The organism is Bacillus haynesii (assembly GCF_001969855.1).
Taxonomy (GTDB): Bacteria; Bacillota; Bacilli; order Bacillales; family Bacillaceae; genus Bacillus; species Bacillus haynesii.
On record NZ_MRBL01000004.1, the window covers coordinates 18,657 to 34,641 of the forward strand.

General features: G+C 47.8%; 18 protein-coding genes. 12 read left to right on the plus strand and 6 right to left on the minus strand.

Translation table 11 applies throughout. The features are described 5' to 3' along the window. Positions 1–116 precede the first annotated feature (116 nt). Positions 117–632, plus strand: a complete 516-nt coding sequence (locus BTA31_RS04205; RefSeq protein ID WP_076789086.1) for a type 1 glutamine amidotransferase domain-containing protein — start codon at positions 117–119, stop codon at positions 630–632. Between the two features lie 39 nt (positions 633–671). On the opposite strand, the gene BTA31_RS04210 is transcribed toward BTA31_RS04205, so the two are convergent. Together BTA31_RS04210 and BTA31_RS04215 are read right to left on the minus strand one after the other, a co-directional pair. Continuing rightward, positions 672–887: a DUF1128 domain-containing protein gene (locus BTA31_RS04210; RefSeq protein ID WP_043925906.1), complete on the minus strand. Its 216-nt coding sequence runs from the start codon at positions 885–887 to the stop codon at positions 672–674. A 90-nt stretch (positions 888–977) separates the two neighbouring features. Next, complete coding sequence (locus BTA31_RS04215; protein ID WP_076789089.1) at positions 978–2,336, minus strand: alanine/glycine:cation symporter family protein; 1,359 nt, start codon at positions 2,334–2,336, stop codon at positions 978–980. A 183-nt stretch (positions 2,337–2,519) separates the two neighbouring features. Here BTA31_RS04215 and BTA31_RS04220 point away from each other — a divergent pair, with 183 nt between their 5' ends. Genes BTA31_RS04220 through BTA31_RS04230 form a run of 3 tightly spaced genes read left to right on the plus strand, consistent with a single transcriptional unit; the run spans position 2,520 to position 4,175 of the window. Beyond that, positions 2,520–2,990, plus strand: a complete 471-nt coding sequence (locus tag BTA31_RS04220) for a low molecular weight protein-tyrosine-phosphatase (protein WP_076789092.1) — start codon at positions 2,520–2,522, stop codon at positions 2,988–2,990. 22 nt (positions 2,991–3,012) lie between these two features. Next, a complete protein-coding gene (locus tag BTA31_RS04225) occupies positions 3,013–3,363 on the plus strand; it encodes a hypothetical protein (protein ID WP_076789095.1) in 351 nt (116 codons plus the stop codon). Further along, entirely contained in the window at positions 3,360–4,175 is an 816-nt protein-coding gene (locus BTA31_RS04230; RefSeq protein ID WP_076789098.1) for a YihY/virulence factor BrkB family protein, read from the plus strand. Before BTA31_RS04225 ends, BTA31_RS04230 begins: the two co-directional genes overlap by 4 nt. Positions 4,176–4,386: 211 nt before the next feature. Here BTA31_RS04230 and BTA31_RS04235 read toward each other — a convergent pair whose 3' ends face one another. Beyond that, complete coding sequence (locus BTA31_RS04235) at positions 4,387–5,565, minus strand: MFS transporter (RefSeq protein ID WP_076789101.1); 1,179 nt, start codon at positions 5,563–5,565, stop codon at positions 4,387–4,389. Between the two features lie 100 nt (positions 5,566–5,665). Between BTA31_RS04235 and BTA31_RS04240 the strand changes: the two genes are divergently transcribed. The 3 genes from BTA31_RS04240 to BTA31_RS04250 all read left to right on the plus strand — a co-directional run bounded on the left by BTA31_RS04240 (position 5,666) and on the right by BTA31_RS04250 (position 8,063). Further along, on the plus strand, positions 5,666–6,052 hold the full coding sequence (locus BTA31_RS04240; protein WP_076789107.1) for an OsmC family protein: 387 nt from the start codon (positions 5,666–5,668) through the stop codon (positions 6,050–6,052). A gap of 97 nt (positions 6,053–6,149) precedes the next feature. After that, positions 6,150–7,205 carry a calcium/proton exchanger gene (cax, locus tag BTA31_RS04245; protein WP_076789110.1) on the plus strand — a complete coding sequence of 352 codons (1,056 nt, stop codon included), beginning with the start codon at positions 6,150–6,152 and terminating at the stop codon, positions 7,203–7,205. A 66-nt stretch (positions 7,206–7,271) separates the two neighbouring features. After that, positions 7,272–8,063 (plus strand): YfkD famly protein, encoded by a 792-nt coding sequence (locus BTA31_RS04250; protein WP_076789115.1) that lies wholly within the window; start codon positions 7,272–7,274, stop codon positions 8,061–8,063. Between the two features lie 29 nt (positions 8,064–8,092). Here the strand turns inward: BTA31_RS04250 and yfkAB are convergent, their stop codons facing one another. Beyond that, entirely contained in the window at positions 8,093–9,214 is a 1,122-nt protein-coding gene (gene yfkAB, locus BTA31_RS04255) for a radical SAM/CxCxxxxC motif protein YfkAB (RefSeq protein WP_076789121.1), read from the minus strand. A gap of 144 nt (positions 9,215–9,358) precedes the next feature. Between yfkAB and BTA31_RS04260 the strand changes: the two genes are divergently transcribed. The 3 genes from BTA31_RS04260 (at position 9,359) to BTA31_RS04270 (ending at position 11,722) form a co-directional block, all read left to right on the plus strand. After that, positions 9,359–9,544, plus strand: a complete 186-nt coding sequence (locus tag BTA31_RS04260) for an SE1561 family protein (protein ID WP_003179806.1) — start codon at positions 9,359–9,361, stop codon at positions 9,542–9,544. 107 nt (positions 9,545–9,651) lie between these two features. Continuing rightward, positions 9,652–10,443, plus strand: a complete 792-nt coding sequence (pdaA, locus tag BTA31_RS04265) for a delta-lactam-biosynthetic de-N-acetylase (protein ID WP_043925924.1) — start codon at positions 9,652–9,654, stop codon at positions 10,441–10,443. 175 nt (positions 10,444–10,618) lie between these two features. Continuing rightward, positions 10,619–11,722 carry a glycerol dehydrogenase gene (locus BTA31_RS04270; protein ID WP_076789126.1) on the plus strand — a complete coding sequence of 368 codons (1,104 nt, stop codon included), beginning with the start codon at positions 10,619–10,621 and terminating at the stop codon, positions 11,720–11,722. 223 nt (positions 11,723–11,945) lie between these two features. On the opposite strand, the gene BTA31_RS04275 is transcribed toward BTA31_RS04270, so the two are convergent. Beyond that, positions 11,946–12,542 carry a hypothetical protein gene (locus BTA31_RS04275; protein ID WP_076789129.1) on the minus strand — a complete coding sequence of 199 codons (597 nt, stop codon included), beginning with the start codon at positions 12,540–12,542 and terminating at the stop codon, positions 11,946–11,948. A gap of 57 nt (positions 12,543–12,599) precedes the next feature. Then, positions 12,600–13,559, minus strand: a complete 960-nt coding sequence (gene corA, locus BTA31_RS04280) for a magnesium/cobalt transporter CorA (RefSeq protein WP_076789132.1) — start codon at positions 13,557–13,559, stop codon at positions 12,600–12,602. Between the two features lie 133 nt (positions 13,560–13,692). On the opposite strand from corA, the gene BTA31_RS04285 reads away from it, so the two are divergent. Continuing rightward, entirely contained in the window at positions 13,693–14,556 is an 864-nt protein-coding gene (locus BTA31_RS04285) for a DNA-3-methyladenine glycosylase family protein (RefSeq protein WP_076789136.1), read from the plus strand. A 2-nt stretch (positions 14,557–14,558) separates the two neighbouring features. Next, positions 14,559–15,965, plus strand: a complete 1,407-nt coding sequence (rlmD, locus tag BTA31_RS04290) for a 23S rRNA (uracil(1939)-C(5))-methyltransferase RlmD (protein ID WP_422109650.1) — start codon at positions 14,559–14,561, stop codon at positions 15,963–15,965. Positions 15,966–15,985: the final 20 nt, after the last annotated feature.

Here is a 15,985-nt window from a genome sequence, read left to right on the forward strand (position 1 = left end):
GTCTCTGTCTGCCGGGTGATTTAGGCACTTTGTCGTGGGGACGTGCGGATGTTTTATTTAGTGTGGCAGGGGTAAATGGATTTATGTAGACAGAAGCTTCTGGGAGGGTGATCAATATGAGCAAAAAAATTGCAGTTGTTCTGACAGATTACTTTGAGGATTCGGAGTATACCGAGCCTGCGAAAGCGTTCAATGACGCCGGACACCAGCTTACGGTTATTGAAAAAGAGAAAGGCAAAACGCTGAAAGGCAAGCAAGGCGAGGCGCAAGTGGAAACAGATGCGTCCATTGATGAAGTCAGCCCGGCTGATTTTGACGCATTGTTGATTCCGGGCGGATTTTCGCCGGATATTCTCAGAGCAGATCAGCGTTTCGTATCGTTTGCGAAATCCTTTATGGATGACAAAAAACCGGTATTTGCGATTTGCCACGGGCCGCAGCTTTTAATCACCGCCAAGGCTCTGGACGGACGCAGTGCAACAGGCTACACATCGATTCAAGTCGATTTGGAAAACGCCGGGGTTCAATTTAAAGACGAGGAAGTTGTCGTCTGCCAGAACCAGCTTGTCACAAGCCGGACGCCTGACGACATCCCTGCGTTTACACGCGAATCTTTGAAGCTGCTTGGCTGATGAAAAAAGACCGGAATAGATTTCCGGTCTTTTTTATGTTTATTTTCGGAGGGCAGCCAGTTCCTCTGCGATTGCCTGCATTTCGCTCGGACTGAAAGATTTCTTCTTCATCACCATTTGGTGCAGGTATTCAAGATCTTCAAGCTTTTCATTGCTGAAGTGTTCAGCTTTAATGACGCCGATGTTCAGCATGTTTAATTTTTGCGAAATCTCTTCGATCATTTTGTTCAGCTCGGCTGTTTTCTGCTCTGACAAGAAGGCACATCCTTTCTCACTGATTTCGTAGTCTTTATTGTAACAGAATTAAGCGAGAAGAAAAGGACGGCTGTCAAAAAGCATTCCGGCTTAAACAGATACGCTGTTTTGCTTTTCCTCTTTTTCGGCTTTGATTTTGGCGAAGATCTGTTTGGACTCATAGATGACAATGCCTGTCAAACCGAGCAGGCCCATCAGGTTCGGAATTGCCATCAGACCGTTCAGCATATCGGCAAGCGCCCAGACGAAGTCATTTTTAAAGACCGCTCCGAAAAAGACGGCGATTACAAAGATGACACGGTAGACGATCGCATATTTTTCATTCAGCAGGTAGGTAAAGCATTTTTCTCCGTAGTACGACCAGCCCAAAATCGTTGAGTAGGCGAACAGCAGCAGTCCGATCGCGACGATTGTCGATCCCGCAGGACCAAGAAAATGTGCGAATGTCATCGATGTCAGCGCATCGTTTTTTTCTGTCAAATACATATTTCCCATGACAATCGATATCCCCGTAATCGAGCAGACAATCAATGTGTCGATGAAAACCTGGGTCATAGAGACAAGCGCCTGGCGGGCCGGCATATCGGTTTTTGCTGCGGCTGCGGCGATCGGCGCCGAGCCGAGGCCTGCTTCATTTGAAAATACGCCCCGCGCCACGCCCCAGCGGATTACCGTTCCGATCGCGCCTCCTGCCACGGCCTGACCGGTAAACGCGTCAGAGAAAATTAAACCGACCGCGCCGGGGACAAGTTCAAAGTTTGTGACAAGAATGATCAATCCGGCGATGACATAAAATAAAGCCATGATCGGCACGAACAGCGAGGTGACTCTGCCGATGCTTTTAATTCCCCCGAGAATGACAAGGGCGGTAAAAAACGTGACAATGATGCCGGTTACCCAGGCAGGCACGGAAAATGTGGAACTCATGACTCCGGATACAGAATTTGACTGAACCATATTGCCTATTCCGAAAGCGGCAAGCGCCCCGAATATGGCAAATAACACACCAAGCCACTTTTGCTTGAGGCCGTGTTCCAAATAATACATCGGACCGCCTGACATTTCGCCGTTTTTGTCTTTCACGCGGAATTTGACGGCAAGCACAGCTTCGGCATATTTCGTCGCCATTCCGAAGAAGGCGGCGAGCCACATCCAAAATACGGCGCCCGGCCCGCCGGCAATGACAGCTGAGGCGACACCGACGATATTCCCTGTACCGACCGTAGCGGCAAGGGCAGTCATCAGTGCCTGAAAGTGGGAAATATCGCCTTCGGAGGATTTATCCTGATGTCTTGAAAAGGCAAGCTTTAACGAGTAAGGCAAAAGTCTGACCTGCAAAAAAGCCAGCCTGAAAGTCAAATAAATACCCGTTCCAACAATGAGGATCAAAAGCGGAGGTCCCCATAAAAAACCGTTCATTGTATCTACAATATGTGAAATAAAATCCATAGGCGAAATATCCCCCTTTAATTTTGTGTCTAACTAGAATATTCTGAAAGTTTGTTAGATTTGTCAATAGCATTGTCATCTTTTCTTCCCAAAGTTGAAAAAAACAGAAAAATCTTTAGTATAAAAGCAAAAGTGTTTTTTCTTTCTGAAAAGTGGGGAAAGAATAGAGGAGGCTCCTGATTGATGATCAAAGTGTTATTTGTCTGCCTCGGCAATATTTGCCGATCTCCGATGGCAGAAGCCGTATTTAACGACATGCTCAAAAAAAGCGGACTGGAGGACCGGATCGAAGCCGATTCGGCTGGCACAGGAAGCTGGCATGTCGGCAAACCGCCTCATGAAGGCACACGGTCGCTGCTGTCTGACAAAAAGATAAGCTGCGAAGGCCTTTACGCGAGGCAGATTACCGACAAAGACCCGGAAGCGTTCGATTATATCATCGCGATGGATGCCGAAAACGCAGGCCATGTGAGAAGCCTTGCCGGCTACGGGAGCAAAGCCGTCATCAGGAGGCTGCTCGACTATGTGGAGGACTGTGAGACGGCAGATGTTCCTGATCCATACTACACCGGGAACTTTGAAGAGGTGTACGAACTCGTCGCAAAAGGGTGCCGCGAATTGCTGAAGGACATTCGAAAAGAACACAATTTATAAAAAACGAAGGGAGAGATTTTTTATGAAAAACGACCGCGTTTTCATCAGAAATATCCTCCTCGGCGCTTCGGTCGGGGCGGTTATGTCACTGCTGCACAAACCGACTAGGGAAGCGTGCGGTGCAAAGCTTACCGCGTGCAAAAACAAAGTCCGCCTTTACCGCGCAAATCCCGGCATGCTCACCGAATGCGTGAAAGAAAAAATGGACGAAGCCAAAAAGCTGACGGCTTCCATATCGGATGATTTGAACTTCTTAAATCAACAGGTAAAAGAGCTGAAGGAGACGACGCCAAAAGTGATCGGCCTGATCGAGGAAACGAGGGATCACTTCACAGCCAAATCCAAAGGGCGTACGGAGCCGGAAAAAGAATGAGTTTTTTGAAAGAACTGGGCTGGCGTTTTTTCCTTCATGAAGGACCGAGCAAATCGGCGGAACTTGCCTACTTTTTTCTATTGTCCCTGTTTCCGTTTATGATTTTCCTATTGACCTTAATCGGCTACCTGCCTGTCAAAACGGGCGATGTCATCGGACTGATCGAACAGTATGCCCCAGAAGACACGATGTCCGTCATTGAAGAGACGCTCAATACAGGAAACAGAGGCCTGCTTTCTTTCGGGATCATCGCGGCGCTCTGGTCTGCATCAAACGGATTGAACGCGATTGTCAGGGCCTTTAACCATGCTTATGAAGTCGAGGAAAATCGCTCTTTCATCATGGTACGGCTGACATCGCTTCTCCTGACCGCCGCGATGGTTTTCACAATATTGATCGCGCTTCTTCTGCCCGTATTCGGGAGGGCCATCGGCCATTTCATCGCCAATCTGGACGGTACGCCGGAGATGTTTCTGACGGCATGGTCAGCGCTCCGCTGGGGAATCAGCCCGCTTGTGCTGCTGATCGTCTTTACGGCTTTATACTTTTTTGCCCCGAATAAACGGCTGTCATTTAAATTCGTGCTGCCGGGAGCTGTTGCAGCGACCGCCGGCTGGATCCTCGTCAGCGTCCTATTCTCATACTATGTCAGCGAATTTGCAAACTACAGCGCGACATACGGAAGCCTCGGCGGCATCATCGTCCTGATGATCTGGTTTTATTTAAGCGGAATGATGATTATTCTTGGAGGGGAAATCAATGCCCTTTTACATAAACGTAAAATCATTCCTGAAGAAAATCCGCGGAATTGAGCAATCTATATATGAACGTTTCATGAGTTCAAAAGCGGAGGGATCATCATGGCAAAACACACGAAAAAAGGCGGAAGCCATAATAAACAAAATTCAAAGCAAAGTCCGAAAAACAAAACGAGCGGAAGCGCCAACGGACAAAACGGATATCATTAAAACTGTCTGACGTTTTCGAAAAGGCCGGCTGCCTATTGTAAGCAGCCGGCCTTTTTTACATTGGCGCCGCCTCAGATTGTTCGAGAGCGCCTTTTTCCTTCGTTTTGCCAAAGAGCACCCCGATCCAGATCAACACCATCACGATTGTAATCAAATAAAACAGATTGCTGTTATGAAATGTCTGCATATACCAGCCGCCGGCAACCGGGCCGAAAATGCTTCCGAAGCTGAAAGTAATTCCGCACATCAAGTTTCCGGCCGGGAGAAGGCGTTTTGGAAGCAGGTCGGCCATAAAGCTGATGCCGAGTGAAAAAGTTGATCCCACAGCCATTCCGGCTATGAAAAAACATGCCGCAAGCAGGGGAACGGAATCGGAAAAGCCTGCCGCAAAGAAGCAGCCTGCCCCGACAGCCAATATGATAAGCAGTACATTTCGCCTTCCGTACTTGTCGCTCAACACGCCGAGCGGATACTGAAAGACGATGCTCCCGATCGCAAATGCCGGAAGAATGATCGATACGCCTTCGACGGAAATGCCCGACCGGAGCGCATAGACAGGAAAATTGCCGTTCAGGGCGGTTTCCAAAAAGCCGTAGCCGAACGTCGGCAAAAACGCGACCCACCCAAGAAGAAAGGCCTGAACGAAGCGCTTCAAGCTGTTATCGCCGCGGCTTTCAGAGCCGCTTTGCTCAGGAAAATCGTTTTGAAGGCAAAAAATAAACAGCCACGCCAGCAGGCTGAACGCACCTGAGACGATAAACGGCAATGACGGGGCGATGTTGACAAGCGGCGTTAAAAAAGGCCCGGCTGCAAATCCTAAACCAAATGAAAGGCCGTACAAAGAGATATTGCGGCCGCGTTTTTTTTCAGACGATAGTGTGGTCACCCAAGTTTGCGTTGAAAAGTGCAGCATATGATCCCCGATACCGATCAAGAGCCGCAAAAAGAACCACACGATAAACGACTGAATAAAAACAAAGGCGAACAAACTCGCGCAGACCATTACCCCGCCGATGACGATCAGCGGTTTAAAACCGAGCCTGCGAAGCGGCGCTTCCATGAACGGCGAAGCGATCAGAACGCCGATGTAGAGGCCTGTCGCATGAAGCCCGTTCAGTGCAGCCGAATGGCCTTCCTGTTCGAAAATAACAGAGATGACCGGAAGGAGCATCCCTTGCGAAAAACCTGATATACTGACAATCAAAACGAGAATGAAAAAGTGAAATCTAGTCATCGGCCGATTCTCCTTATCCGTAATCCTTCTTTGATCGTACAACTTTCAGAAGTTTTTAGGCAAGGCGATTTTTCTTTTTCTGTCAGAAGAGGTGTGAATCATGGAAATCGTGTGGAATCAGAACGGCTTTGAGGCTGATCTGGAATATGGAAAGCTTAAAATATCAGGCAATGAAGAAGCGGGATTCAGGCCTTATCAATTGCTGGCCGCCTCGATTGCGGCATGCAGTGGAACCGTTCTTCATAAAATAGTGGAAAAGAAAAGGATACAGCTGAAAGATATGACCATCAAGACAAAAGAAGAACGCATTTCCGAAGAGGCGGGCCGCATCAAAAGCATCCATCTTCACTTCATATTGAAGGGAGAAAATCTTGATCCAGAACAAATCAAAAAGGCGCTCAAAATAGCGCTGAAAAACTGTGCCATGGTGAGGTCTGTTGAAAACAGCATCGGCATCATCGAAACATTTGAGATTCGAAATGTTTAAAAACCTGTGCCACTGCGGAATAGATCAGTATGCCGTATATAAACTGAAAAGTTCGCACAAAAATAACCTACACCAAAAAAGAAAAGAGGAATGAAAAATGGGCCGTTTTTTCTTTTGGATGATGGCTGCAGGTGTTCCCCTTTCTGTCGCAGGGAGCCTTCTGCATTGGCCGCAGGTTTTATTGTTCATCATATACTGCCTGACGATCATCGCGCTTGCAAGCTATATGGGAAGAGCCACCGAAAGTCTTGCGATCATTGCGGGGCCGAGGATCGGGGGCCTTTTAAATGCGACGTTCGGAAACGCCGTTGAGCTGATCATTTCGATTTTCGCGTTGCGGGAAGGACTGATCGGCATTGTGCTCGCATCGCTGACAGGCTCTGTCCTCGGCAACCTTCTCCTGGTCGCCGGGCTGTCGTTTTTCATCGGGGGCCTGAAATATAAGCGCCAGGAATTCAACGTGTATGATGCGAGACACAATTCAGGTCTGCTCATGTTCGCAGTGATTGTCGCTTTCGTCATCCCTGAAGTATTTTCAGCCGAAATGACAGAGCCGAGGAAGCTGTCGATGAGCGTCGGCATCAGCATCATCATGATTTTGCTTTACCTGGCTGCGCTTTATTTCAAGCTTGTCAGCCATCGAGGGGTTTACCAGACGAATCAAAATGAGCGGGAAGAATCGCATGAAGAGCCGGAATGGTCGGGAAAGAGGGCAACATTGATTTTATTTTTGGCAACCGCTGCCGTTGCCTACATTTCCGAGCACCTCGTCCATACGTTTGATACGGTGGCCGAACAATTCGGCTGGTCGGAGCTTTTCATCGGGGTCATCATTGTCGCGATCGTCGGAAACGCGGCAGAGCATGCTTCCGCCGTCATTATGGCCTATAAGGACAAAATGGATGTCGCAGTTGAAATTGCGATCGGATCAACGCTTCAGATCGCGATGTTTGTCGCACCCGTCCTTGTGATCAGCTCTTTGTTTTTTCCAACGAGCATGCCGCTCGTCTTTACCTTGCCGGAGCTGGTTGCCATGGCGTCCGCCGTCCTTTTGATGATCGTCATTTCCAACGACGGGGACACGAACTGGTTTGAAGGCGCGACATTGCTGGCCGCTTATATCATCATGGGAATCGGTTTTTTCCTTCTTTAAAAAAATTGGGATAAACAGAGTGCATCCGGAAAACAATAAGGGAAAAGAAACAGAAAGAGTGATAGTATGAAAAAGCTTTTGTGTTTTACGCTGACCGCGTTTTTATCCTTTAGTTTTTTCGCTGTACAGGAAGCTGATGCAGCTAAGCCGATCAAGATTCCAAACTCTGTCACGAATATTTCCAAAGAGAACACATACCCTAACGCCTCTCAAGATCAGCCGAGACTGCAGCCGAGCGAACTAGCCGAAGAGCTGCTGAAAACAACCGATATCGCGATTGAGAATCCGCATCTGATCAAAATGCTGAATGAGTCAAGCATTTCCGGCACACCGCTGGCAATCGGCTATCGGGCGACGATTTATTTGGGCAGATGGGCGCTCGGGTATACCTCGAATGAAACCGTTGCGAACTGGGAATACCGCAAAATCAACACAAACCGCTTTGACAACCGGGGCGGGAAAGCACCTGCCGAACTCACGTATTCCCAGGAACAGACGAGCAAAATCAAAGGCGGCTTAACAGCGAAAGTCCCGAAAGCGGAAGATGTCAAAAACATGATGATGCTTAAAGCCATGGAAAAAACAAAGCTGCCGCTCGCCTTTGAAACAGTGGTCGGCTCCGGTACAAAACGCGATCAGATTTATAAAGTGCAGCCGAAAAAACTGGGAAATTTACACGCTTATGCACCTGCCGTCAATGAAAAAGGAAAAGTCACCTACGGCGAAGTGTACATCGTATTAAAAGACAACAAAAGAAAGCTTGTCGTAAAAAACATCACCTCACAAGGAATCGGCGCCTGGATTCCTGTACAGGATCACCTCACATTCGGCTTTCAGCTCAGCCATCAGCCGAAATAAAAAGCAAGCCTTTTGCAGGCTTGCTTTTTTCACACTCTTGCTGTTCTGGAAGTAAAATCAACATCTTGATAATAGCTGTTTTTGACGAGCACATTCGGCCCGAGGCATCGGACGTGCGGGCAGTGGCAGTTGAGCTCCTTGGCAAGCTCTGTTTTTCTCCACTTCGCATAGGCGCTTGGCAGGCTGTCTTTTTGAATGTTGCCAAGCGGCGGAGTGTCTCCGAAATCGGTCACGATGATATTGCCGTCAAAAATATTGACGTTCAGGCGCGATCTGCCGTCAGGGTCGTTTCTGACGGTGACATTTTTCGCTTCGCGCAGCCGCTGTAAGAGAGCGTGATCTTCAGGATCAGAGCTGCACGCATAAAACGGCAGGGTGCCGAACAGCATCCACGTGTTTTCGTCGCGAATGTCAAGAAGGCGGTGAATTGCTTTCCTCATGTCTTGTAAGCTTAAAGATTCAAGTGCGCTTGCAAAGTCGCTCGGATACATCGGATGGACCTCATGGCGCTGGCATTTCATGTCTTCGACAATTTGCCGGTGAATATGCTCGATGTGAGGGAGCGTCCGTTTGTTGAGCATCGTCTCGGCGGATACCATAACCCCTTCATCAACCAGCGTCCGGCTGTTTTCGATCATTTTTTCAAAATAGCGCGCCCGCTGGGCAAACGTCGGCTTTTTATCCATCATGGCGAAGCCGATTTCTGCAAAGTCTTCGACTGTTCCCCAGTTGTGGGAAATATGAAGCACATCCAGGTAAGGGATGATCAGCTCGTAGCGGCCGATATCGAGCGTCAAGTTTGAATTGATCTGCGTCCGCACGCCGCGTTCATGAGCGTATTTTAATAAAGGAACGACATATTCCTTTACGGATTTTAATGAAAGCATCGGCTCGCCGCCCGTAATGCTTAAAGAACGAAGGCGGGGAATCTCATCAAGCCGTTTCAACAGAAGGCTGACGGGCAGCGCGTCCGGGTCCTTCGTCTGGAGCGTATACCCGACGGCGCAGTGCTCGCAGCGCATATTGCAAAGAGTCGTCGTCGTAAATTCAACGTTCGTCAGCTGTATATCTCCATATTGGTCAACGTCCATGTAGGCTTCCCACGGATCATATTCCGGGGTGATCGGACGAACCTGCGTTTTTTCTGTCATGACATATCTAACTCCTTTTATGATAGGACATACTAATATAGCCCAACTATTCATTTTAGACCTGATCCTTGAGGCGTGCAAGTCATGGATGATTGAAAAAAGGCCGTTTATAGGCTACGATAAAGGAACAAAAGGAGGAGAATCATGGGTAACGCAGTACATGACAAAGAACAGCAAGTCAATTATTTAAAAAACAGATTGGATATGTTTATGTCAGTCATCGATTCTTTAGACCCCGAATCGACCGACCTTGAAGATATTGACAGACTGATCAGCATGCTCGACGATTTGGAAGCCAAATACGAGCGCTTTAAAAAAGACTGGAAATAAAACCGCGCATTCTCTGCGCGGTTTTTTTGTTTTCCAAGTGTTGCTTGGTATGAAAAGCTTTGCCCTTCTGCACAATAAGAAAAAATAAAACTGGGAGCGAGAAGATGATGAAACGAATCTGTGCCATATGCTGCGGGTTCCTGCTGACGCTGGCCTTCAGCGGCAATGCTGAAGCGATTTCCAACAAGGCGATCCATTGGGGATTTTCAAAAAGCAAAAACCATCAGCCGGCAGATGCGGGACAAGAGCTGAACACCCTTTTACAGCAGTACGACGCCTTTTATTTAGGCAACACAAAGGAAAAAACGATCTATCTGACCTTTGATAACGGCTATGAAAACGGCTACACCCCTCAGGTGCTCGATGTTCTGAAAAAACAAAACGTTAAAGCGGCTTTTTTTGTGACGGGCCATTTTGTCAAAGATCAGCCGGAGTTGATCAAGCGAATGGCCGAGGAGGGGCATATCATCGGGAATCATTCATATCACCATCCGGATCTCACGACGAAAACAAGCCGCGTGATTCAAGAGGAATTGGAATCGGTCGATGAAGAGGTTTACAAAATCACAGGCGAAAAAAACAACCTCTACCTGAGACCGCCTCGGGGCGTTTTCAGCGAGCGGGTGCTTGAAGAAACGAAAAAGCTCGGTTATCAAACGGTATTCTGGTCTGTTGCTTTTGTCGATTGGAAAATCAATGCCCAAAAAGGGTGGCGCTATGCGTACGACAATATGATGAAACAGGCCCATCCCGGCGCCATCTATCTGCTTCACACCGTCTCGAAAGACAATGCCGAAGCGCTTGATCAGGCGATTACCGACTTGAAAAAAGAAGGATATACATTTAAAAGCCTTGATGATCTGATGTTTGAAAAATCTATGATGCTAAAGACCCTATGAAAGACAATCCCCCGGTCGCTGTGCCGGGGTTTTTGCTTTGGACGAAAAAATTGATGCTTCAGGCTCTTTTATTTCCTCTAGTCAATTCCATAGAATAAAAATCCATTTTATATACATATATTACTAGATTTAAAAAGAAAATAGGTATATCATTGATAGTGAAGGGGGAATTACCATGTCAAAATCAGTAAAATCAGTCACATCACCTAAAAAATTTATTACAGGAAAACGACTGCTGGAGAACTTGAACGACTACATTGAAGATTTTGGCGATCACGCATATATCATTTGCGATGAATTCATTTTGGAACGCGCTCAAAAAGAAGCGGGGAATTCGATTCAGAAAGCCGGCAATCAATCCGTTTTTGAAAAATTCAATTACGAATGCACACAGGAAGAAATCGATCGCAACCGGGAGCTTGCACGCAATGCAGGCGCTAATATCATCGTTGGGATCGGAGGCGGAAAAACGCTTGATACCGCAAAAGCCACCGCTTATTACGAGAAGCTGCCGGTTGTGATTTTCCCGACAATTGCTTCCACAGATGCTCCATGTACGGCCCTTGCCGTCATTTATAAACACGACGGATCGTTTGACCGCTATCTGTTTTTGCCGACGAACCCCGATGTTGTGCTCGCGGACTCTGACATTTTAGCATCCGCGCCGCCGCGCTTTTTCGCAGCCGGTATCGGAGACGCCTTGGCGACGTATTTTGAAGCGCGCGCCTGCTTTAAAGCAAACGGCGATAACCTCGTGCTGATGAAGCCTTCAACAACTGGATTGGGACTTGCCCGTCTGTGCTATGATACGCTATTGGAAAACGGCGTAAAAGCGATGCAGGCGATCAAGCATGGCGTTTCCACACGCGCCGTCGAAGATACAATCGAAGCGACCATTTATTTAAGCGGCGTCGGCGCCGAATCAGGCGGTCTTGCCGCCGCACATGCGATCCACAACGGAATGACAGCCGTTCCTTCTCTGCACAGAGCTCAGCACGGCGATAAAGTTACGTTCGGCCTTTTGGCTCAGCTCGTTCTTGAAAACGCGCCGGCCGAAGAGCTGGAGACCGTGATTGACTTTATCAAAGGCGTCGGTCTTCCGTTGACATTAAAAGACCTCGGAGTCGACGAATTTATCGAAGAAGAATGGCGCCAAGTCGCTCAAAGCGCTTGCGCAGAAGGCGACACAATGGGCAACATGCCGTTCCCAGTCACCTCTGACGACGTCTACAATGCGATCGTCGCAGCCAACGCGATTGCAGAATCTTATCACGATTAATAGACGAAAAGCCGTTTCCGTGAAGGAGCGGCTTTTTTCTTTGAAGTTTGTATATTAGTTTGTGAATCGGCTGTTTGAATATAGCTTGTTGTCAGTTCGTTTTTTTGTGTAATAAACGAGTAGTAAAATTATACCTTTTATTCTAAACTTACCCTGTCATGTGATTTTTTCAAAAATTATTTTGTCCTTATAGCTGTTTCCAAAAAACTCGAGTGAATGCTGATCATTTCACCACTTCAATCTTCAACTTCGGTTCTTCTTCAATTCCGGATGCAAATGCATCCTCATTACCCGGGGCCGTAAAGGTGACGCTGTACGTTTCCTGTGAATGCGGAGACAGTTCAAGCTCTTCCGGCTGAAAGTCAAATTCATTTACCATATCAGGGGTGAGCTGGATGCGTTCGGTATTTTTCCCGTAGTTGTTCACTTTCACCTCACAGTCCATGTTCCCTTCCTCCATATCGCCCTGATAGCTGCACGAGCTTCCCCTTATCATATATTCCACGGCATCATCGCCTTGTGCATTCCATTTTTGAAAGAGCATCAGCTGTTCTGTGACCATCGGGTAAAATACTGAAATGCCGATGATAAACAAAAACAGCTTAAAGCGGATCCACGGTACTCCATAATAATGGCGCCACGCCATAATGAAGCCGGCGATGATCATCAACACGCAGATCAGGACCATTAAATTCCTGACAGGCAGTTTTAAAAAGCCCGAAAGTGCGTCTGCAACAGACACGCTTTGGTGATTATCGGCGCTGATCAACAGGCCGAGTACGATCAGGATGATGCCGACAAGTCCTGTATGTACCTTCATTTCTTTCCCTCCTCGGTTGTAGAAATAGTCGAACAGAGAGGAAAAAAGTTTCCGGTTTTACTTGAAAATGTCAAACCATCCTTTATGCCGGAACCAGCAGATCATGCCGGCGACAACGGCTGCCATTATTCCGAGGATGAAAAAATAGCCGTAGCGCCAATGCAGTTCAGGCATGTTGTCAAAGTTCATGCCGTACACTCCGGCAATGAAGGTGAGCGGAATAAAAATCGTTGAGACGATCGTCAGCGTCATCATAATGGCGTTCATCCGGTTGGAGTTGAGCGTCTGGTAGCTGTCCCTCAAATCGGCGGTCATGTCTCGGTTGTTTTCGACGATTTCGGTCAGCTTCAAGAGGTGGTCGTAAATGTCGCTGTAATACGCTTTTCGTTCGCGGTTTTCTTTTGACATTTCAATGTTTAAAATCCGGTAAAGCAAATCCCGCATCGGAATGATTGTTTTCCTCAGCTTTAGAAGGTCGCTCCGGATATCAAATACCTCGTTCATCAGCGTTCCATACGTTTTCCTGCTGTCGCTTTCGGCAATTTCATTGAGGCGGTCTTCTATTTTGTAAAGAATCGGAAAATACTCGTCCACAAGCTGATCCATGACCATATAGGCGATGTGGCCCGGTCCGTTTTTCCACAACTCGCTGTTTTCCGAAAGCTGTCTTCTTACTTTTTCAATGCCGTCTGAACGATGAAGGTGAAATGTAACGATGAAATCTTTTCCAACGAATAGGTCAACTTCTTCAGACCCCAAAGTCTTTTGATTTAATGTGTGTATGACGAAAAAAAGATATTCTTCGTATTGATCAAGCTTGGGACGCTGCAAATGATGAACGCAGTCCTCAACAGATAAAGGGTGAAAGTGAAAATGGCTTTTGAGTAAGGAGACTTCTTCATCCGAAGGCTGATCGAAATCGGTCCAGAACCACTCAATATCTTGATCTGTCAGCCTTTCTGCTTTGTTGTCGGATAAAAGCCGTCCGTCCTTTGTCATCGCAAAATGTTTAATCATCGGACCCCCTCCGCTTCCATAGGATGCTGCGGTGCGCTGTAATTCATTCGGTGAAAAATAAAATGTTGTTCTTTTTTAAGAGAATTTGAAACATGGTATACTGTGGACAAAGAAGAAAAAGGGATGGGAAGCGATGTGGAAGGAAACTGTAAGCGTATCACCGCCGTATCATTTTGACCGCGTGTTGGACAGGCTTTCGCTTGATCCGCTCAATGCGATCAACCTCGACAAAAGGGAGGTTAAGCTGCCGCTCCGCAATCAAAACAAACAGCCTCGGATTGTCGCTGTGCAGGCGACGGGAACTGCCGAAGCCCCGGCGTTTGCCGTCAGCGGTACAGACGATCGAGACGACATGATGAAAGAAGTGAAACGGATCTTCAGATGGGAGGAAAGTCTTCAGCCTGTGCTGGATCACTTTTCACAATCAAGCTTATCAACGATTTTTGAAGAGCATGCCGGAACGCCGCTGGTGCTCGATTTTCATCTGTATCATTGCCTGATGAAATGCTTGATCCACCAGCAGCTGAATCTGTCTTTTGCTTATACGCTCACGGAACGGTTCGTTCACACTTTTGGAGAGCAAAAGGACGGGGTCTGGTTTTATCCGCTTCCCGAAACGATTGCACAGCTTGACTACAACGACCTGCGCGAACTTCAATTCAGCATGCGGAAAGCCGAATATGTCATCGATACATCGAGGATGATCGCAGACGGCCGTTTAAATCTTGATGAGCTTGATCAATTATCAGATGAAGACATTATGGAAAAGCTGGTGAAAATCAGAGGCATCGGCCCGTGGACCGTCCAAAATGTTCTGCTGTTCGGACTCGGCCGTCCCAATCTGTTTCCGGCCGCCGATATCGGCATCCAAAATGCCATCAAACGCCATTTTGGCTTAAACGATAAACCGACAAAAGAACAAATGCTTGAAATGAGCAAAGAATGGCACCCTTATTTAAGCTATGCTTCCTTGTATTTATGGAGGAGCATTGAGTAGAAATGGAGAGAACATCAGTGAAACGTGACAAAAAAGGATCATCAGCAGAATTAAAAGTCGGACAGCAATTTCCGCTGACGATCAAGCGCCTCGGCATCAATGGCGAAGGCGTCGGCTACTTCAAGAAAAAAGTCGTCTTCGTCCCCGGCGCACTGCCGGGTGAAGAAGTCGTCGTCGAGGCGACAAAGGTTCATCCGAAATTTTCCGAAGGGCGGGTCAAAAAGGTGCGCAAACGTTCAGAGCACCGCGTCAAGCCGCCCTGCATCATCTATGAGCAGTGCGGGGGCTGTCAGCTTCAGCATCTGGCTTATGAAGAGCAGCTGAAAGGAAAACGGGACATCGTCATTCAATCGCTCGAACGGCACACCCGTTTTGACATCGGCAAAATGGACATCAGGCCGACGATCGGCATGGACAACCCGTGGCACTACCGGAATAAAAGCCAGTTTCAACTTGGGCTTTCGAAAAACGGAAAGATGGTAGCCGGGCTGTACGGCCTTGACTCACACCGGCTTGTCCCGATTACGGAATGCATCGTTCAGCATCCGGCGACGAACAAAACGACGCAAACCGTCAAGCAGATTCTTGAAGACTTCGGCATTTCCGTCTACAACGAACGGAAGCGCACGGGAGACGTCCGCACGATCGTGACGAGGGTCGGCTTTGAGACGGGGGAAGTGCAGGTTGTCCTTGTCACGTCAAAAGAAGACTTGCCGCGCAAGGAGCTCATTGCTGAGGAAATCAAGAAGCGTCTGCCTGAAGTGACATCCGTGATTCAAAACGTCAACAAAGCCAAGACATCGGTTGTCTTTGGCGATGATACAAGGCTCTTAGCCGGCAATATGGTCATTCAGGAATTTCTCGGCGAGGTTTCTTTTGAGCTGAGTGCCCGCGCTTTTTTTCAGCTCAATCCGATTCAGACGGTCAAGCTGTATGACGAAGTGAAAAAAGCGGCAAAACTGACCGGGCGCGAAAAAGTCGTCGACGCCTATTGCGGCGTCGGCACGATCGGAATGTGGATCGCCGACGGTGCAAAAGAAATCCGCGGCATGGACGTCATCAAAGAATCGATCGATGACGCCAACCAAAACGCTAAAAAGCACGGAATCGAAAATGCGCGCTATGTCACAGGAACGGCCGAGCACTGGCTGCCGAAATGGACAAAAGAAGGCTTCAGGTCGGACGTCGTCATCGTCGATCCGCCAAGAACAGGCTGTGATCGCACCTTCCTTGATACGATCAGGCAGGTTAAGCCGAAGCGGTTCGTTTATGTCTCATGCAATCCGTCAACACTTGCGAAAGATTTGCAATACTTGGCGAAGGATTACCATGTCGAATACATTCAGCCTGTCGATATGTTTCCGCAGACGGCGCACGTCGAATCGGTCGTATCGTTGAAGCTGAAATAAAACGCCTTTTTAAAGGCGTT